Origin of the sequence: Bradyrhizobium murdochi (assembly GCF_000472965.1) — a bacterium.
In the GTDB taxonomy this organism is placed as follows: Bacteria; Pseudomonadota; Alphaproteobacteria; order Rhizobiales; family Xanthobacteraceae; genus Bradyrhizobium; species Bradyrhizobium murdochi.
Genome location: NZ_AXAU01000024.1, coordinates 1 through 17,550, shown reverse-complemented (window position 1 = coordinate 17,550; position 17,550 = coordinate 1). Strand labels below are relative to the sequence as shown.

Sequence of the window (17,550 nt, the reverse complement as noted above, 5' to 3'; positions counted from 1 at the left end):
CGGCTCCAGGCGCCCCGCGACGAAAGGATGACCGATGCGATGGATACTGGCTTTGGTGGCACTGCTGTCAACGAGCGCCAACGAGGTGGCCGCGCAGGGAAAAGGCATCCGGTTGTGGAATCTTACGACGGCGACCATTTCCGAATTTCAGCTTTCCCCGCCCGGCAAGAACGATTGGGGTCCCAACCTCACCCTGAACGACAAGGACAAAGAAGTCGACCACGACGAACGCCTGCGCATCACGGGCGTGGAGCCGGGACGTTATGATGCCAAGGTCGGCTATCGCGGCTCAAAGCACTGCTTCGTTCGCGACGTCGAAATCAAGGCTGACGCCGTGTTTTCGATCGCGGACAAGGATTTAAAGGATTGTAACAAATAGCCGCCGCTGGACGACTATTCAGCCTGCCGACCGCACGGCGTCGGCGGATGCCTTTCGATTGGTGCCTGGATATTCGCAGCGCCACTTAACCGCGGTCCATTTCGGGTGTTCGCCAACCCACTGCGCGATGTAGGGCTGCGCGTTCATGGCACATTGCTGCAATGAAGCATTTGAAGAAAAGACCAGATGGGTTTCCTCGCAAGTGGTGGGCGAGAGCACCGCACAGACGGTCACGACCAAATCTATTGGGGTCATATCTGATATCCCTTGCATTGTTCCCGAACAGATTAACGCAAAGAGCTACGGCAAAGGGCGGCCTGACGTTTCACTACCCCGTGAGAAAGCCGGAACTCGGGGCCGCGCGCGCAGCCGCCAGCCCTAAAAATTTACGCCGAATACCAGCCGCGCCTGGTGACGCTCGAAATTGACGAGATCAAGGCCGGTAGCCGACCCCGCCGGACGCCCCCACGCTTGCAAGCTCCAGCTCGCGGTCAGCCGCGAGCTTTTCGACAACTGGAAGTATGCGGTCGGACCGACAAACAACGCTTGCCCTGTGAGTTTGTCCAGACTGATCCCCTCATATTTTCGCAGGTAACGCGCCTCTCCGCCTAGCAAGAAACCGGGAAGCAACTGCGCCATGACCCCAAGCGCCGTGCCGGCGGTGGACCCCGGCTCCATCGCGTCACTGCCGATCAACCGTGTCCACTCTGGTTCGTAGATCAGGTTGAACGCCGCGACGACACGGTTCGGTACGAGCTCGCGATCGAACGCCAACCTGAATTCAGTCCCAAAACTCCGGGCCGCTTCAGCGGTCGTCTCCTCGACACGATGCGCGTGCGCTTCCGTCGCGAACGTAACTCCGAATGGTGCCGTTTCCCGATCGAGGAAGCGGTAGCGCAAATCGATCGACCCACCCTGCCATGACAGCCGGCGCTGGTCGTCAAGGCCTGGCACGCCACCGATCAGATGCGACGCAAACGTGCTTCCCACCTCGATTCTAATATTCCGGGCCGGCACAAACTCCAGTTCAAACTCCTGGCCGACCGCCCGGTAAGTACCCCCGCTCCTGCCGAAGCGCCCGGTCGTCTCGCTCTGAAACTCCCGTTCGCCGACATTGCCTACATCGCTGCCGATCATAAAGCCGAACAGATGCTCGGTGTCGATGCCCTCGGCATAGCCACAAGCCGGCAGCAGCGCAGCAAAGGACACGACCGCCGCCTGAAAGGTCCTTGCACGCATAGACGTTCGCATTCAGCGGGTCATGGGGTTGAACGGGTGATTCCCGGCGGTGCCGGCGGGGCATACCCTAGCATGATGCGGCAACCATTCGCGAGTCATGGGAAGACTCGGAACGCAGGTGGAGCAGTGCAGAAACTGGGATCGGCACCGTCGGCCGCCTACAGGGGATCCCGCTGGCTTTAGCAGGATTCGCGGGCTCACGCTTGGTGCAAGCAACGCAGGACTTCGTGGCAATTGAACAGCCTGCCCGGCCCGCAGCAACATGCTGTTGCCGGAGCCGGGCAGGCCGCTTCGACGCGTCTATTTACGCGCCGCGCAGGCGTACATGTTGATTTCCATGCCCACCGACACTTCGACGATCTTCGGAGTCTTCCAACTCATCAGGGTCCTCCCAAGCAGTGCTGACACGACGTTCGTGCCGGGACGAAAACTAGGGTCACCGTGGACAGAGCGCAAGTACGGAAGGCCGAAGGTCGCACTATGCGCACCATCTCCGAAGGAAGAAGTTCGCTCTTGGGCAAGCCTACTTCCCTCTTGGACAAACCTGCGGATGAGGGCGCCGAATCGACGCATGCATCGCGGGGGTTCGTCCGATCACAGTTCGAACGACCTTCTATTATGCATCCGCGCTTGTCTGCCGAAACAGTATGACGACCAGGTCGAATCTTCAGCAGTCCTTATCTGCCTCTGTGACCTTGTCGGCCTTGGCACCTTCAGCCTGTTGTGCCGCCGTCGGTTCGCCTTGCATCTGCCGCTGCGTATCTTGTGAAGATGCAGCAGTGTCTCCCGCCGCTCGATTCATCTTATCGGTCGGCGGATGTTGATCGGTGCTGCCAGCCATACCCGTTGTCTGGCTGTCGCCCATCTTGGCCGGTCCGGAGCCAGCATCCTTCAGGTTGGCCGCGCGTCCCGTCTCGCAAGGACCCGCAAATGCTGCGCCGGTGCTCAAGACCAGGATCGAGCAACCAGCAAGAATGAGCCGTTTCATTTTCTTCATCAGTTTCTCCTTCCTTTTCTTGTGAAGCGCGCGCAACACGATGAGAGGCAACCGACCCGTTGTCCGCAGGTTCCGGGTGGCTACGTGAATATCGACACGTTTAGTCTGACGCGTGCGTTACTGGTGAGGACAATCCGATGGAACCGATTCACCGAGGGTTGATCAGTTTTATTTTCGCGCTGTGCTTTGCATCGGAGGTGTTAGCGCAGGAAAGGCAGCCTGGCCAAACCGCACCGAATGCGGAAACCGCCCTGCCCGCTGACGGGTCATCGCTGACCGGAAAGGAACGCCTGGGAAAAAAGTGGATGGACGAGCAACGGATCGACAATTGCAACGTGCCTATCGACAAGCGCGGCAGCAAGCCGCGATCCATGACCTGCACGCGTGTTCCGGCAGAATGATCAGCGACGACGATCAGCGCATCACCACATCGTCTGCCGCGCGCGCTCCGGCCATTCTCGATCGTACTTCTCGCCACCGACGGTGTTGTCGCTCATCTCGGCAAGGATCTGGCCGGGCGTCGGCAAGCTTCTCGGGTCGACGTGCTTGTCGGGATTCCAGAGATCGGAGCGCACGATGGCGCGCGCGCACTGGAAATAGACCTCTTCGACCGTCATGACGATGACGGTGCGCGGCGCCTTACCCTCCATCTTGAACGACGCGAGCAGTTCCGGATCGGCCGATACGTGCGCGCGACCGTTGATGCGCAGCGTGCTGCCGGAGCCGGGGATGAGAAACAACAGCGCCACCCGCGGATCGCGCACGATATTGCGCAGCGAATCGCAACGGTTGTTGCCGCGGCGATCCGGCATCATCAGCGTTTTCTCATCGTGGATACGAACGAAGCCCGGCAGGTCGCCGCGCGGCGAGCAGTCCAGCCCCTCGGGTCCGCAGGTCGCAAGCGCCGCGAACGGCGATTTGTCCATCAACGCGCGATAGGCCGGCGTGATCCTGTCCGCGACTTTGACAGTCGAGGCATCGTTGGGAAAGCCGTAGATGGCCTCGAGCTGCTCGATGGTCGCGATAACAGTCACTTTAGCTCTCCCGTCAATCGTTCCATTTCTCGCCCTTGATGACGCGGACGAGCTGGCGGGCATGATATTCGGCGCTGCCGGTATTGACGATGGTGACGTCGGGCGCGGCCGCCGCATCCTCCACCGTGCGACCCAAGCGGGCTTCGAGCCTGCCGTCGCTGCTGCGCTGCCGCATCGCCAGCCGCTCGGCCAGAACGTTTGGCGGGGCCGTGATGAAAACCACCACCACGTCGGCATAGGCGCGGCGCATCGCGCCAATTACGGTGCGCGATACGTTGGCAACGATGGTCCGCCCGGCGCGGATTTCGTCGTCGATCGCGCGCGACAGTGCGTAGCAATGGCCGTGGGCTTCCCAATGCATGGCGTATTCGCCGCGCGCCAGCGCCTCCCGGAACGTTCCGGCGCTGACCTGTTGGTTTTCTTCCGACGCCGATGCCTCGCGCGTGATCACGCGGCGTGGAAACACGATTTTGCTGTCATCGGCGCAGGTAACCTTGGCGAGGCCGAGCAGCGTGTCCTTGCCAGCGCCGCTCGGACCGACCACCAGGATCAAACGGCCCGGCCCGATTACGGCGGCCTGGCCTGGCGCTGTGGTTGTCAAGATTTCCGTCATACCACGCGCCGCCCTTCCCGCCAGACGCTACGCACCACCGGAATGTTACGGGCGACATGCACCCGGATCACATCGGCCCGCTTGCCGGCTGCGATCTCGCCACGGTCCGCAAGGCCTACGGCCTCGGCTGGGGTCTTGGTGACGGTGCGGACGGCGGAGGCCAGATCGATCGCCGGCACATGCTGCGGCAATTGCAGGGCTGCCATCAAAAGGCTCGAAGGGATGTAGTCGGACGACAGGATGTCCAACAGTCCCTCACGGGCGAGATCGATGGCGGCGATATTGCCGGAATGCGAGCCGCCGCGGACCACGTTCGGCGCGCCCATCAGGATGCCGATGCCGGCCTGATGCAGGCCGCGCGCGGCTTCCATCGTGGTCGGAAACTCAGCGACCGAAACGCGATCCTGGATCGCATCGGCGACATTTTCCTCGGTGGTGTCGTCGTGGCTGGCGAGCGGGATTTCATATTGATGGGCAAGCGCCACGATTTCGCGCATGTTGGCCGCGGCATAGGTTCTTTGATAGTGGAAGCGCTTCTCGAACAGCGCATCGAGCTCGGCGTCGGTCTTGCCGCCGCCCTTGCCGCGGTAATAATCGCGAAGCTTGACCTCATCGCGGAACTGACGCTGGCCCGGCGTGTGGTCCATCAGCGACATCAGCCGCACGTCCGGCCGGTCGATCAGCTCCTTGGCTTCCTCGACGACGCTGGGCATCGGAATTTCGCAGCGCAGGTGCAGGAAGTGTTCGGCACGCAGCAGGTTCGCCTCACGCGCCGCCGTGATCGCACCCGCGAGCACGCCTGCCCTGCCGTCAACGTCCTCGGCGCCGTCCTCGCGCCAGACCCGGAGCGAATCCAGAACCGTGGTGATGCCCGAGGTGGCCAACTGTCCGTCATAGGAAACCACCGCCGCGATCGGATCCCAAAACACTTTCGGGCGCGGCACATAGTGCATTTCGAGATGGTCGGTGTGGAGCTCAATCAGGCCTGGCATGATCAGGTCGCCGCCGGCGTCCTCGCTGCCTGACGGCGCAGTGCCCTCGCCATATTCGGCGATGCGGCCATCTGCGAAAGCGACCCAGCCGTGCTCGATCACGCGATCGGCCAGTACGAGGCGGGCGTTGCCGAGGATGGTTTCGTGCTTCGAAGTCATCTCACATCTTCCTTCATGCCGCGGCGGCAAACGATGTCACATCGACGATGCGGTCGGCGATCAGATGGCGAATTTCATCGTCATGGACGATCGCCACCATCGCGACGCGCTGTCGCTTCTTCTGTTCAATCAACTCAACGACTACAGCGCGATTGGCCGCGTCGAGCGAGGCGGTCGGCTCGTCCAGCAGCAGAATTGGCAGATCGGAAATGAAACCGCGCGCGATGTTGACGCGCTGCTGCTCGCCGCCGGAGAACGTCGATGGCGGCAGCGCCCACAGCCGCTCGGGAATGTTGAGGCGGCGCAGCAGCGCGCCCGCCCTCTCGCGGGCTTCCGCACGTGCAATTCCGTTCGCGATTAGCGGCTCCGCCACCACGTCGATGGTGGCGACCCGCGGCACCGCCCGCAAGAACTGGCTGACATAGCCGATGGTCGTGCGGCGCACGCTGAGCACCTGCCGCGGCTCGGCCGTGGCGAGGTCGATCACCATGCCCTGATGCCGGATGCCGATCCGGCCGCCATCGCAACGGTAATTGCCAAAGATCATTTTCAGGATCGAGGATTTGCCGGCGCCGGAAGGGCCCGACAGCACGACGCATTCGCCCGGCTCGACCTGAAACGAGACGCCGCGCACCACGGGCAGTTCGACGCCGCCCTGTAGATGCATGGTAAAGGTCTTCTTGGCGCTGGTGATGTCGATCATCGCAGTCATTGGCGTGCTCATGCCGGCAAAATCGAGGAAACGAGCAGTTGGGTATAGGGCTCACGGGGGTCGTCGAGTACCTGGTCAGTCAGGCCGGTTTCGATGACGCGGCCCCCCTTCATCACCATCACGCGGTGCGACAACAGCCGGGCCACAGCGAGGTCATGGGTGACGACGATGGCGGCAAGGCCGAGCTCGCTGACGAGATTGCGCATCAGATCGAGCAGCCGCGCCTGCACCGACACGTCGAGCCCGCCGGTCGGCTCGTCCATGAATACCAACCGCGGTTCGGTGACCAGATTGCGCGCGATCTGCAGCCGCTGCCGCATGCCGCCGGAATAGGTGCGCGGCGCGTCGTCGATACGCGCGGTATCGATTTCGACGCGCTCCAGCCAGGACGAGGCGGCATCGCGGATGCGACCATAGTGATTCCAGCCCACCGCCATCAGCCGCTCGCCGACATTGGCGCCGGCCGAGACCGCCATCCGCAGGCCCTGCGCGGCGTCCTGGTGCACATAGCCCCAATCCGTACGGAACAAGAAGCGGCGCTCGGCTTCGCCGAGGCGGGCGAGATCGCGCAACACGCCGTCCCGCATCCGGTATGACACCCGCCCGGCGCTCGGCGCGAGCTGCGCGGACAATAGTTGCAGCAGCGTGGACTTGCCCGAGCCGGACTCGCCGACGACAGCCAGCACCTCGCCGGGATAGAGCGCAAACGATACGTCGCGGCAGGCGGTCAACCGGCCATAGTTCTTGCCGAGATGCTCGGCGACCAGAAGCGGCTGGTCGTCTTGCATGGGGTCTTGCGGCTCAGCCATGCGCCCTCTCCTTGTGCGGCGGCGCGCTCTCGCTGCCGCGATGGCCGGCCAACTGGCGAGACTCGCAATAATCGGTATCCGAGCAGACGAACATCCGGCTGCCCTTGTCGTCGGTGACGATCTCGTCGAGATAGGAATCGCCGGCGCCGCACAGCGCGCAAGGCGCATCGAACCGGTACCGCGTGAACGGGTGATCCTCGAAGTCGAGCGATACCACATCCGTGTGAGGCGGGATCGCGTAGATGCGCTTTTCGCGTCCCGCGCCGAACAGTTGCAGCGCCGGGCAATTGTCCATCTTCGGATTGTCGAATTTCGGCGTCGGCGACGGGTCCATCACATAGCGCGCATTCACCTTCACCGGATAGGCATAGGAGGTCGCGATATGGCCGAAGCGTGCGATATCCTCGTATAGCTTGACGTGCATCAGGCCATATTCGCCCAGCGCATGCATGCGCCGCGTCTCGGTCTCGCGCGGCTCCAGGAACCGCAGCGGCTCGGGGATCGGCACCTGATAGACCAGCACCTGCCCGGCATGCAGCGGCGCTTCGGGAATCCGATGCCGGGTCTGGATCACGGTGGCGTCTGTCGTGGATGTGGTGGTCGCGACACCAGCGGTCTTGCCGAAGAATTTCCGGATCGAGATCGCGTTGGTGGTATCGTCTGAACCCTGGTCGATCACCTTCAGCACATCCTGGGGCCCCAGGATCGCGGCCGTCACCTGCACGCCGCCGGTGCCCCAGCCATAGGGCATCGGCATCTCGCGGCTGGCGAACGGCACCTGATAGCCGGGAATCGCGATCGCCTTCAGGATCGCGCGGCGAATCATACGCTTTGTTTGTTCGTCGAGATAGGCGAAATTGTAAGCCGGCGCGTTCATTCCGCGGCCTCCTGCATGTCCGGCGCCTCATTGGCCTCGGCGAACTCTTGGCGCAGCTTGCGCAACAGACCGAGCTCGGACTGAAAGTCGACGTAATGCGGCAGCTTGAGATGCTCGACGAAGCCGGTCGCCTGAACATTGTCCGAGTGCGACATCACGAATTCCTCGTCCTGAGCCGGAGCGATCACTTCCTCGCCCAGTTCGCGAGCGCGCAGGCTGCGATCGACCAACGCCATCGACATGGTCTTGCGCTCGCTTTGTCCGAAGGCCAGGCCATAGCCGCGCGTAAAGCACGGCGCTTCGGTCGCCGATCCCTTGAACTGGTTCACCATCTGGCACTCGGTCAGCTCGATCGAGCCGAGCGGCACGACAAAGCCCGCATCCTCGGCGAAGAACTCGACCTCCACCTCGCCGAAGCGGATTTCGCCGGCAAAGGGATGATTGCGGCCATAGCCGCGCTGTGAGGAATAGCCGAGCGCTAGAAGGAATCCCTCGTCGGCACGCGCAAGATTTTGCAGCCGCAGATCGCGGTCGGCCGGAAAACTCAGTGGCTCGCGCGTGAGATCGCCGACCGGCGCATCGGCATCCGCCGCCGGCGAAGGTTCGATCAAGCCATCGCGACCGAGAATGTCGGTGACGCGCGGCGTTGCCGCCTGCGTTACGTCCGACGTCTCAGGCTGCTCCGGCACAAAGCCGTCCGCAAGCCGCGGGTCCAGCAAGCGATGGGTGTAATCGAAAGTCGGCCCCAGGATCTGGCCACCCGGAATATCCTTAAACGTCGAGGAGATGCGCCGACGCACCTGCATCTCGCCGGTGTTGACCGGATCGGTCGCGCCAAAGCGCGGCAGCGTGGCGCGAAAGGCGCGGACCAGGAAGATCGCCTCGATCAGGTCGCCACGCGCCTGCTTGATCGCGAGTGCCGCCAGCTCACGGTCGTAGAGCGAGCCTTCGGTCATGACGCGGTCGACGCCGAGCGAGAGTTGCTCGGCAATTTGCGCCAGCGAGAGTTCGGGCACATCACGGTCGCCACGCCGCTCATGCGCGAGCAGGCGGTGGGCGTTCTCAATGGCGCGTTCGCCTCCTTTGACGGCTACATACATGGGCTACGCTCCGCTCGCGACTAGCCGCGTGGTTCGTGGGATCGCGACAATCAAGTCGTCATGGACCAGCACGACATCGATGCCGCGCGGGAACAGGGCTTCGTTGATGGTGAGACGCTGGAAGAGGTCGCGCGGCTGGAGCATCGCCTGCAGCAGCGCCGTACCGTCGATGCCCGGCCCCCTCATCTCGAAGTTGGGCCCCTGCGTCAGGCTCTCGGCGTGCAGGATCAGTGTCGTCGACCTGTCAGGATATTCGTTGCTGCCGAACGCGAAGCGATCGAGCGCCGGCAGGTTCTTGGCGTCGCCGACCAGGGCGAAGCTGGCGATCGAGGAATCCGCGACCACCGGCGCACTGGTATGGAACTTGAGCCACTTCGCCACATCAGGCGTGGCCGACATCGCGGCATCGAGCCAGATCGGCGTGTCATGATCGAACAGCGTCAGCGCGATCGCGGCGGCGCCGCGCATCATCCCGGCCGGCGCGCCGACAGAAGCCGTGACCCGTTGCACGCTCCCCGGACGCGCCATCGCATCCATTACGGAGCGGAAGGTCGACTGCGCCGACAACACCTTGTCGGCAAACCCTGCGGGCAATTCTGCAACCGTCGTCATCGCATCACCCCTCGCCGCGCACCATGGTGTAGAAATCGACCCGCGTCGCCGCCGCCTCGGCTGCCTTGCGGCTACGATCGGCGATCATGGCCTCGCGCAACGGCCCGATCACCTTGGTCTCGACCTCACCCGAAAGCTCCATCGACTGCACCATGGCGTCGCACAGTGCGATCATCTGCGCCTTCTGCCTGTCGCGGCCGAGCACGTAGCCGAAGCCGACCTCACCTGTCGCAAGACGCAACGCCGCGCGCGACACCGTGGCCTCGCCCAGATTGAACGGCGCACCGTCGCCGCCGATGCGGCCGCGCACCATCACGAGGCCATTCTCAGGTTCGCGCAGGTTCTCGTGTGCGGGTACCGCGATCGCCGCGAGATGGTCCGCAATGTCGCCAGCCTCGGAATGCGCCAGCACCGCCATCGCGGCCTTGCGTTGCGCTTCTCTGCTGTTCCGCCCGGTCAATCCCATGAGCAACCTTGCCTGAATCAAGTTGTCTATGATAATAGACAACTTGATAATGGAGCGCCATGACTGTTTCGTGACAAACGGATAATTTCTGGTATCACCACGCCATGAGCCTGCAGGAGAGTTCCGGCGTCGCCTTGTGGCGGCAGGTTGCCGACGGTATCGAGCGCGGCATTGCCGACGGCCGCTTTGCTGCGGGCGAAAAGCTGCCGGGCGAGATCGAGATCGCCGATACCTATCGGGTCAACCGCCACACTGTGCGGCGCGCCCTGGCTGCGCTTGCCGAACGCGGCCTGGTGCGCGCCGAACGCGGCAGCGGCACCTATGTCGAGGCGCAGCGCCTCGCCTATCCCTTGCGCTCGCGGACGCGGTTTTCCGAAATCGTCGGCGCCGGCGGCCGCGAGCCGCGCGGCCAATTGATCGATGCCTCCGAAGAGCCCGCGACGCGCGAACTGGCCCGTGAGCTCGGACTGAAGACCGGCGCGCCCCTGGTCCGTATCGAATCGGTGCGGCTCGCTGACCGCACGCCGATCTGCGTCAGCACCAATTGGCTTTCCGCCGATCGCTTTCCGGGCGCCGGAGCGGTCTTCGCCAACGTACGCTCAATGACCAAACTGCTGGCGCATTACGGCGTTCGCGATTACCGCCGCGCCTCAACCCGCGTCACCGCCACCATCGTGGACGCCTCCGACGCCGCAAGGCTCGATCTCGCGCTCGGGCGTCCCGTTCTCGTGGTCGATAGTACCGATGTCGATACCGACGGCAAACCGCTGGTAACCAAACGCGCGCGCTTCGCCGCGGAGCGTGTCGAGTTTCTGGTGGAGAACGGTTGATGCTTGTAGGGTGGGCAAAGCAATAGCGTGCCCACCATTCAGTGACGTGCTCTAGATGGTGGGCACGTCGCTAGCGCGCCTTTACCCACCCTACAGAAGCATCACGCGACGGCGCGCCGCCCGATGATCGCGAAGCGGAGTTTGCCGGAAATCCAGTCAATTGCGGAAACCGCGATGAGGATAAGCAGAATCAGAAACGATACCTTTTGCCATTCCAGCACCCGGATTTGTTCGGCAAGCTGAAGGCCGATTCCACCGGCCCCGACGATTCCGATAATCGTCGCCGAGCGCGTGTTGGATTCGAAGTAATAAAGCACTTGGCTCAGCAGAATTGGAAAGACCTGCGGCAACAGCCCGAACCGGACGCCGTGGAGATGGTTGCCGCCCGCCGATCGAACTCCCTCTGCGGGGTTCTTGTCTGCAGCCTCGATAGCTTCCGAGAAAAGCTTTCCAAACGTCCCGAAATCGCTGCAGATCACCGCAAGGATACCTGCAAACGGACCCAATCCCACGACGCCGACCCAGATGAGCGCCCAGATCAAGATATCGACACCACGGATAGTGTCGAGGCTACGGCGTGAGAAAAAGTGGACGATCCGGTTCGCAACCACATTGCGTGCGGCCAGCAGGGCCACTGGCAATGCCAGCAGTGCTCCGCCCAGCGTACCGAGAAATGCGATCGACACCGTCTCGCCGAGCGCATTCAAATACTTCAATGCCTCTGCCCATGAACCAGGATCGGGCGGCAACATAAGCCGAAGGAATCCGCCTAGCCTGGCCATTCCGTCAGAAAGCCGGTGAAACGGTATGTCTAGCTGGGCAATCCCGAACAGAAAAAGCGCGACAGCCGTGCCAAGGCCTATCGTGATCTTTGCCCTGCTCCACCAATCCGGGCGGAAATGGCTCGGATAGCGTTCAACGATTGCGGCCTGAGCGTCGGAGCTGAACGATTTCATGCGCCGGTGCCCTCTAGCCCAAGAAGGCGATGGCGCACGCGCTCTGTAATGAAATCGAACAGCATGACCGTGACAATGATGAGCAAGAGGATCGCGCTAACGTCGCTGTAGTAGAATTTGCGAACGGCCTCGATCAAATCCTGCCCGATCCCGCCGGCGCCGACGAAGCCCATCACCGCCGCGCCGCGCACGTTGATCTCGAACCTCAGCAGGGCATAGCTTACGAAATTCGAAAGAACCTGAGGCACCGCGCCGAACCGGACAATCTGAATCCAGCTACCTCCGCTCGCCGCCACCCCCTCGATCGGCTTGTTATCGATATTCTCGACAACCTCCGCGAACTGCTTGCCGAGCGCGCCAGTGGTATGGATCGCGATGGCAAGTACACCCGGCAGCGGCCCGAGGCCGAACGCCAGTACAAAAATCAAGGCAAAGACGATATCCGGGACGGTGCGGCAAAACTCGAGCAAGCGCCGCGTAACAAACACGATTGTTCGCGACCTGACGAGATTGGCCGATGCCAGAAAGCAGAGAACGAATCCGCATATAGCTCCCGAAAGGGTTCCCATATACGCAATCAGCAGGGTATCTCCGAGAAGCAGCGTCCAGCGAGGCAAGCCCCAAAGCCATTCCGAGAGATCATTCCAAGCAGACGAGAACGAAAACGTGGGAGCTATGCTGGCGAAGTAGGCCGGGAAACGCCAGAAATTCTCGGCGAATTTCCGAAAGTCGACATCGCCCATCCAGCCGGCGGCAAGCGCCGCTGCGATCAGGACCGCTGAGCCGAGCCAAACGCGCCGTCGCTTAGCGGCGACCGCATCCGCATAGCGGTCGGCAAGCTCTTGCAGCCTGGCTTCCGGGAATTCGGGGACTGCGGTGCGCATGGATTTTTCTAGAGCGGGAATGGGCAGATCTCGCGATCTGCCCATATCGTTCGGACCTATCGTTCTGCTCAGGATTTCTGCTTGCGCAGGCTGTCGACAAACTTGGTCAGATCGATCACCGCCTCATAGGCTTTGTGATCAACCTCGACGAAAGGCAGTTGCTTCCCTTCGTAGATCTTGTCGAAAGCGGCCTTGTCCTTCACAGCAATTTCCAGCACCGCCTTCTTGATCGCCGCCTTGAGGTCGGCAGGCAGGCTACCGAGATATGCCATCGGCGAATTCACAATCTGTTCGGACTTCATGATGATCCTGAAATCGGCGGCCTTCGCCATGCCCTTGCGTTCCATCCGAAGCAGGTTCGATTCCTTTTCGTCATTCCACCAGTTGAACGCCGCATCGCAGGTACCCTGGGCAAGCCCGATCACCGCGTTTTCATGGCTTCCCGAATAAACCACCTTGGAAAAGAACTTCTCCGGGTCGATGCCCATCTTGTCCATCGCGAAACGCGGCACGTTGTTGCCTGACGTTGAATTGGGGTCGACCAGGCAGAGATTCTTGCCTTTCAGGTCCTTGATGTCCTTGTAGCTCGAGTCGCTTTTGACATAGAGGACCGAGTAATAACCCTTGGTGCCGTCGCCATTCACTTCGATCGCGAACGGCTCGACCTTGGCGCCGATAATGTAGGCACGGGCGTAAGACGCCGGACCGTACATCGCGATGTGGATGTTGCCGGCCCGCTGGCCTTCGATCACCGCGGCGTAGTCGTTGGCGATCCGCAGCGTCACCTTCGTGCCTAGCTCGCGGGACAGATACTCCGCCAAGGGCGTCCAACGGTTGGTCGTGCCCGAAGCATTCTCATCGGGGACCTTTGCGAACACCAGTTCGGGATATTTTGCTTTCCAGTCCTGGGCTGATGCGGGGGAAACTGAGAATACCAATCCCGCCGCAGCGGCGAGAATAACAAGACGATTGAACATGACGTCTCCTATTTTGCAGCGATGTAGCTTGCGGATTTCAGTCCCGCGCAGCTCGTGATTCTTGGACGCAACACTCAGGCCGCAGCGACCGTACCGAGCGCTGGAACCGCCGAACCGCCTGGCGCAAGCGCCGGCGTCGCATCCATCACCTCATTCGCCTCAAGATCGTAGAGCTCACGCGCGATGCGATCTGTCAGCGCTACCGGCGCGCCGTCGAACACTATCCGCCCCGACGCCATGCCGATCAGACGGTCGCAGTAGCTTCGCGCCAGATCGAGCGAGTGCAGATTGCAGACTACGGTGATCCCGAAGTGCTTGTTGATGCGCAGCAAGGCATCCATGACCACGCGGGTGTTGCGAGGATCGAGCGAAGCAATTGGCTCGTCGGCAAGTATGATGTCGGGCTCCTGTACCAGCGCACGCGCAATCGCGACGCGCTGCTGCTGACCGCCGGAGAGCTGGTCGGCGCGTTGTGCTGCGATAGACGCCATATCGAATTGTTCGAGGGCCGACATCGCTATTGCCTTGTCACGTTCGGGCCAAAGCTGAGCGAGGGAACGCCACGACGGTACCGCAGCCAACCGCCCCATCAATACGTTGGTCAGAACGTCGAGCCGGCCGACCAGATTGAACTGTTGGAAGATCATCGCGGAACGCGCGCGCCACTGCCGCAAATCCTTGCCGCGCAGCGCAGTCACGTCGACACCTTCGAACAGGATGCGTCCCTCGGAAGGCTCGGCGAGGCGGTTGATCATACGAAGCAGCGTCGACTTGCCGGCGCCGGAACGGCCGATCACGCCGACGAAGCTGCCGGGCTGAATCGAGAATGACGCGTTATCTACTGCGGCCTTGGTGCCGAATCGACACGTCAAACCTTCTACCACCAGCATGCAGTGCTCCAGAGTTCTGGTCGTGGAGCATCGCTACCGGCTCGATCTTACAGTTGTGTGACAGGCCTGCTGCGGTGCGGCGTTCGTCCACAGCGGCGACCGCTTCATCTCTCTGTCATGATCTTGTCATCAAGCGCATCGAAGACGAGCCGGTATCCCTTTCTCCCGATCGTTGATGGACGTTACCGATGGCCGGCAAGATGCTTTCCACTGAACCATTGGTCGACCCCACCGCGTCAGTGCGCGACTGCCAGCTTGGCGCCTACACCGAGGTCGGCGCCCGGACCATTCTGCTCGAAGTCACGATGGCCGATTACTCCTACGTCGTGAACGACTCGCAGATCACCTATACGACGATCGGGAAATTCTGTTCGATCGCGGCGATGACGCGCATCAACCCGGGCAATCATCCGATGCACTGGGCCTCGCAGGCGCATTTCACCTACCGCGCCTCCAGCTACTTTTCGGGCGAGAGCGACGATGCCGAATTTTTTGCATGGCGCCGCAAGCACCACGTCCATATCGGCCATGACGTCTGGATCGGCCACGGCGCGGTCATTCTGCCCGGCCGCTCGATCGGCACCGGCGCAGTGGTCGCGGCCGGCGCCATCGTGACCAAGGATGTCCCCGCCTATACGATCGTTGCAGGCAATCCGGCACGGCCGATCAAGCGGCGTTTTACGGAATCCATTGCCGGGCGGCTTGCGGAACTCGCGTGGTGGGATTGGGACCATGAGACGCTGCGCCACGCCCTGCCCGATTTCCGCAAGCTCGATGTAGAGGGCTTTCTCGAAAAGTACGAAGCCGCCGCAGCTACTCGCCGTCCATTCAACCAGAGTGCCGCATCGTGACTGAGCTGTTCATAGAAGGTGGCCGGGCCCTGCTCGGCCACGAAATCGTGGAAACCTCATTGCGGATCGCCGGCCGTGAGATCGCAGCCGTAGGTGCGAACAGCAGCCACAGCATCGGCAGCGTCAATGCCGATGGCCTTCTGGTATTGCCGGGCATTGTCGATTTGCATGGCGATGCCTTCGAGCGGCAGATGATGCCGCGCCCCGGGGTCGATTTCCCGATCGATGTGGCGCTTGTTGACAGCGACCGGCAGGCGATCAGCAACGGGATCACGACCGTCTATCATGCCACGACCTGGTCGTGGGAGCCTGGCCTGCGCAGCGCCGACAATGCCAGGCGCTTGCTGGAGGCGATCGAGCAGATGCGGCCGCAGCTTGCCGCCGATACCCGCTTCCATCTGCGGCACGAGACCTACAATCTCGACGCGGAAAGCGAAGTCATCGAATGGCTGTCGGAAGGACGCGTCGACCTGTTCGCCTTCAACGACCATATGGACTCGACGGTCGCCAGCCTCGCCAAGCCGCAAAAGCGCAGCCGAATGGTCGAGCGCACAGGTCTCAGCGACGAGGCCTTCGATCGCCTGGTGGAACGTGTAGTCTGCCGCGGCCACGACGTGCCGGCTTCGATCACCCGGCTGGCGCAGGCAGCGCGCGCGGCGGATGTCCGGATGCTCTCGCATGACGACGCGAGCCCGGCGATGCGGCAGGCCTTTCGTGCGCAGGGCGTTGCAATCGCCGAATTTCCGGTCAACGAGGAAACCGCACGCGATGCTGCCGAAGCCGGTGACTTCATCGTGTTTGGCGCGCCCAACGTGGTGCGCGGCGGCAGCCATACCGGCTGGACCAGGGCCTCCGACATGATCGCCAAGGGCCTCTGTTCGGTGCTTGCGTCGGACTATTATTATCCAGCGCCGCTATTGGCGGCATTCCGGCTTGCCGCCGACGCCGTTCTGCCGCTGGCCGCGGCATGGCAATTGATCTCGGCGGCACCGGCGCGCGCCGCCGGCCTCGCCGATCGCGGCACGCTCGCCGCGGGGCAGCGCGCCGACATCCTTCTCGTTGATGACACGGTGCCATTGCGCCCGCGCATCGTCGCCGTCATTGCCGCGGGGCGTCTCGTACATCTGACGGAGGCGAACCGTCTCGTCCATTCGTCCGCAGCATCACGCAAGGCGGTTGCAGCCGCGTGAGGCGGCCCTATCCTGGCGCAATGGCAAATCACCCCCGTTACGCAATCTATTACACCGCCAGGCCTGACAGCGCGCTCGACCGGTTCGGCGCCTTTCTGCTCGGCTACGACACCCATAGCGGCGAAGACCTGCCCTTTCCGGACGGTCTCCCGTTGGACTGGCGCGAGCTGACGCGCGATCCGCGCAAATACGGCTTTCACGCCACGCTGAAGGCGCCGATAGCGCTGGCCGACGGCAAGGCCGAGGCGCAGCTTGTTGCGGCATGCGAATTGTTCGCCGATCTGGCCCGGCCATTGCCCGTGATCCAACCGGTCGTCGATTCGATCAGCGGTTTCATTGCGGTCGTTCCCGCCGAGCCGTCGGCAGATCTTGACCTGCTTGCCGCCCAGGCGACCAGAGCATTCGATCCGTTCCGCGCTCCCCTCAGCCCGGAAGATCGCGCGCGGCGAAGTCCGGAGGCGTTGACGCCACGGCAGCGCGACTATCTCGACCGCTGGGGCTACCCTTACGTCTTCGAAGAATTTCGCTTCCACATGACGCTGACGGGGCGGCTTCCCGCCGAACGGCGCGAGCGGGTTGTAGCGATGCTACGCAGCAGGTTTTCAACAACCGGCATCGGCCCGCTCGCGATCGACGCCATCGCCTTGTGTCGTCAGGACAATGCGAATTCGCGGTTTCGGGTCATCGGCCGCTGGCAATTGCGCGACTAAGATGTGAGCTTTCAGGAGGTTGTCCATTCGGCCCTGACCGAGGAAGCTGAGGTTGCTGAAGCTTCAGATTCTGAGGGGAGAACCGAATGGACACCCATAAGAATGCGCCTCTGACACCGAAAGGTCGAGAGGCGATGGCGCGGAGCGTAGTCGACGGCGGGCTGAGCAAGGCCGCGGCCGGCCGTCAGTTCAACACCACAGCGAAGACGGTCGCCAAATGGGTCGAACGCTTCCGCGCGGAAGGTGTCGATGGTTTGCGCGATCGCTCCTCAC

Annotated in this window: 24 protein-coding genes; 7 read left to right on the top strand and 17 right to left on the bottom strand. The window is 62.4% G+C overall.

Annotated features, from left to right (window positions below; all coding sequences use genetic code 11):
• Positions 1-34 precede the first annotated feature (34 nt).
• Positions 35-379 carry a hypothetical protein gene (locus YUO_RS0131620; RefSeq protein WP_028350821.1) on the top strand — a complete coding sequence of 115 codons (345 nt, stop codon included), beginning with the start codon at positions 35-37 and terminating at the stop codon, positions 377-379.
• Between the two features lie 18 nt (positions 380-397).
• On the opposite strand, the gene YUO_RS48745 is transcribed toward YUO_RS0131620, so the two are convergent.
• From YUO_RS48745 to YUO_RS0131600, 4 genes are all read right to left on the bottom strand, one after another.
• Entirely contained in the window at positions 398-634 is a 237-nt protein-coding gene (locus YUO_RS48745; protein ID WP_028350820.1) for a hypothetical protein, read from the bottom strand.
• Between the two features lie 123 nt (positions 635-757).
• The gene (locus YUO_RS0131610; RefSeq protein ID WP_156908855.1) at positions 758-1,618 is read right to left on the bottom strand and encodes a DUF6662 family protein; all 861 of its coding nucleotides are present in this window, start codon (positions 1,616-1,618) and stop codon (positions 758-760) included.
• 300 nt (positions 1,619-1,918) lie between these two features.
• Positions 1,919-1,999: a pyrroloquinoline quinone precursor peptide PqqA gene (gene pqqA, locus YUO_RS42380; RefSeq protein ID WP_035728097.1), complete on the bottom strand. Its 81-nt coding sequence runs from the start codon at positions 1,997-1,999 to the stop codon at positions 1,919-1,921.
• A 286-nt stretch (positions 2,000-2,285) separates the two neighbouring features.
• Complete coding sequence (locus YUO_RS0131600; protein ID WP_235782902.1) at positions 2,286-2,615, bottom strand: hypothetical protein; 330 nt, start codon at positions 2,613-2,615, stop codon at positions 2,286-2,288.
• A gap of 137 nt (positions 2,616-2,752) precedes the next feature.
• On the opposite strand from YUO_RS0131600, the gene YUO_RS42375 reads away from it, so the two are divergent.
• On the top strand, positions 2,753-3,016 hold the full coding sequence (locus YUO_RS42375; protein WP_035728085.1) for a hypothetical protein: 264 nt from the start codon (positions 2,753-2,755) through the stop codon (positions 3,014-3,016).
• 21 nt (positions 3,017-3,037) lie between these two features.
• On the opposite strand, the gene YUO_RS0131590 is transcribed toward YUO_RS42375, so the two are convergent.
• The 9 genes from YUO_RS0131590 to phnG are packed head-to-tail and all read right to left on the bottom strand — an operon-like array spanning position 3,038 to position 9,989.
• Positions 3,038-3,649 carry a pyridoxamine 5'-phosphate oxidase family protein gene (locus YUO_RS0131590; RefSeq protein ID WP_028350817.1) on the bottom strand — a complete coding sequence of 204 codons (612 nt, stop codon included), beginning with the start codon at positions 3,647-3,649 and terminating at the stop codon, positions 3,038-3,040.
• A gap of 13 nt (positions 3,650-3,662) precedes the next feature.
• Complete coding sequence (gene phnN / locus YUO_RS0131585; RefSeq protein WP_028350816.1) at positions 3,663-4,262, bottom strand: phosphonate metabolism protein/1,5-bisphosphokinase (PRPP-forming) PhnN; 600 nt, start codon at positions 4,260-4,262, stop codon at positions 3,663-3,665.
• Positions 4,259-5,413, bottom strand: a complete 1,155-nt coding sequence (locus YUO_RS0131580) for an alpha-D-ribose 1-methylphosphonate 5-triphosphate diphosphatase (RefSeq protein ID WP_028350815.1) — start codon at positions 5,411-5,413, stop codon at positions 4,259-4,261. Before YUO_RS0131580 ends, phnN begins: the two co-directional genes overlap by 4 nt.
• Positions 5,414-5,426: 13 nt before the next feature.
• The gene (gene phnL / locus YUO_RS0131575; protein ID WP_028350814.1) at positions 5,427-6,125 is read right to left on the bottom strand and encodes a phosphonate C-P lyase system protein PhnL; all 699 of its coding nucleotides are present in this window, start codon (positions 6,123-6,125) and stop codon (positions 5,427-5,429) included.
• Positions 6,126-6,133: 8 nt separating this feature from the next.
• Positions 6,134-6,934 carry a phosphonate C-P lyase system protein PhnK gene (phnK, locus tag YUO_RS0131570; RefSeq protein ID WP_028350813.1) on the bottom strand — a complete coding sequence of 267 codons (801 nt, stop codon included), beginning with the start codon at positions 6,932-6,934 and terminating at the stop codon, positions 6,134-6,136.
• Entirely contained in the window at positions 6,927-7,811 is an 885-nt protein-coding gene (locus YUO_RS0131565; protein WP_028350812.1) for an alpha-D-ribose 1-methylphosphonate 5-phosphate C-P-lyase PhnJ, read from the bottom strand. Before YUO_RS0131565 ends, phnK begins: the two co-directional genes overlap by 8 nt.
• Entirely contained in the window at positions 7,808-8,911 is a 1,104-nt protein-coding gene (locus YUO_RS0131560) for a carbon-phosphorus lyase complex subunit (protein ID WP_028350811.1), read from the bottom strand. The genes YUO_RS0131565 and YUO_RS0131560 overlap by 4 nt, the downstream gene beginning before the upstream one ends.
• Before the next feature lie 3 nt (positions 8,912-8,914).
• Entirely contained in the window at positions 8,915-9,523 is a 609-nt protein-coding gene (gene phnH / locus YUO_RS0131555) for a phosphonate C-P lyase system protein PhnH (protein WP_028350810.1), read from the bottom strand.
• Between the two features lie 4 nt (positions 9,524-9,527).
• Entirely contained in the window at positions 9,528-9,989 is a 462-nt protein-coding gene (phnG, locus tag YUO_RS0131550) for a phosphonate C-P lyase system protein PhnG (protein WP_028350809.1), read from the bottom strand.
• Between the two features lie 104 nt (positions 9,990-10,093).
• Here phnG and phnF point away from each other — a divergent pair, with 104 nt between their 5' ends.
• Positions 10,094-10,819 (top strand): phosphonate metabolism transcriptional regulator PhnF, encoded by a 726-nt coding sequence (gene phnF, locus YUO_RS0131545; RefSeq protein ID WP_028350808.1) that lies wholly within the window; start codon positions 10,094-10,096, stop codon positions 10,817-10,819.
• Positions 10,820-10,920: 101 nt separating this feature from the next.
• Here phnF and phnE (YUO_RS0131540) read toward each other — a convergent pair whose 3' ends face one another.
• The 4 genes from phnE (YUO_RS0131540) to phnC all read right to left on the bottom strand — a co-directional run bounded on the left by phnE (YUO_RS0131540) (position 10,921) and on the right by phnC (position 14,526).
• Positions 10,921-11,775, bottom strand: coding sequence for a phosphonate ABC transporter, permease protein PhnE (phnE, locus tag YUO_RS0131540; RefSeq protein WP_028350807.1), 855 nt, complete (start codon positions 11,773-11,775; stop codon positions 10,921-10,923).
• Positions 11,772-12,659, bottom strand: coding sequence for a phosphonate ABC transporter, permease protein PhnE (phnE, locus tag YUO_RS0131535; RefSeq protein ID WP_028350806.1), 888 nt, complete (start codon positions 12,657-12,659; stop codon positions 11,772-11,774). Before phnE (YUO_RS0131535) ends, phnE (YUO_RS0131540) begins: the two co-directional genes overlap by 4 nt.
• Before the next feature lie 68 nt (positions 12,660-12,727).
• On the bottom strand, positions 12,728-13,636 hold the full coding sequence (phnD, locus tag YUO_RS0131530) for a phosphonate ABC transporter substrate-binding protein (RefSeq protein ID WP_028350805.1): 909 nt from the start codon (positions 13,634-13,636) through the stop codon (positions 12,728-12,730).
• A 74-nt stretch (positions 13,637-13,710) separates the two neighbouring features.
• Positions 13,711-14,526: a phosphonate ABC transporter ATP-binding protein gene (gene phnC / locus YUO_RS0131525; RefSeq protein ID WP_028350804.1), complete on the bottom strand. Its 816-nt coding sequence runs from the start codon at positions 14,524-14,526 to the stop codon at positions 13,711-13,713.
• A 188-nt stretch (positions 14,527-14,714) separates the two neighbouring features.
• Between phnC and YUO_RS0131520 the strand changes: the two genes are divergently transcribed.
• The 4 genes from YUO_RS0131520 to YUO_RS45340 form a co-directional block, all read left to right on the top strand.
• Positions 14,715-15,377 carry a transferase hexapeptide repeat family protein gene (locus tag YUO_RS0131520; protein ID WP_028350803.1) on the top strand — a complete coding sequence of 221 codons (663 nt, stop codon included), beginning with the start codon at positions 14,715-14,717 and terminating at the stop codon, positions 15,375-15,377.
• Positions 15,374-16,567, top strand: coding sequence for an alpha-D-ribose 1-methylphosphonate 5-triphosphate diphosphatase (locus YUO_RS0131515; RefSeq protein WP_028350802.1), 1,194 nt, complete (start codon positions 15,374-15,376; stop codon positions 16,565-16,567). The genes YUO_RS0131520 and YUO_RS0131515 overlap by 4 nt, the downstream gene beginning before the upstream one ends.
• Positions 16,568-16,587: 20 nt before the next feature.
• Positions 16,588-17,277, top strand: coding sequence for a DUF1045 domain-containing protein (locus YUO_RS0131510; RefSeq protein WP_028350801.1), 690 nt, complete (start codon positions 16,588-16,590; stop codon positions 17,275-17,277).
• Between the two features lie 86 nt (positions 17,278-17,363).
• Positions 17,364-17,550 (top strand): helix-turn-helix domain-containing protein (locus YUO_RS45340; RefSeq protein ID WP_028346715.1); only part of this gene is annotated, 187 nt, incomplete at its 3' end.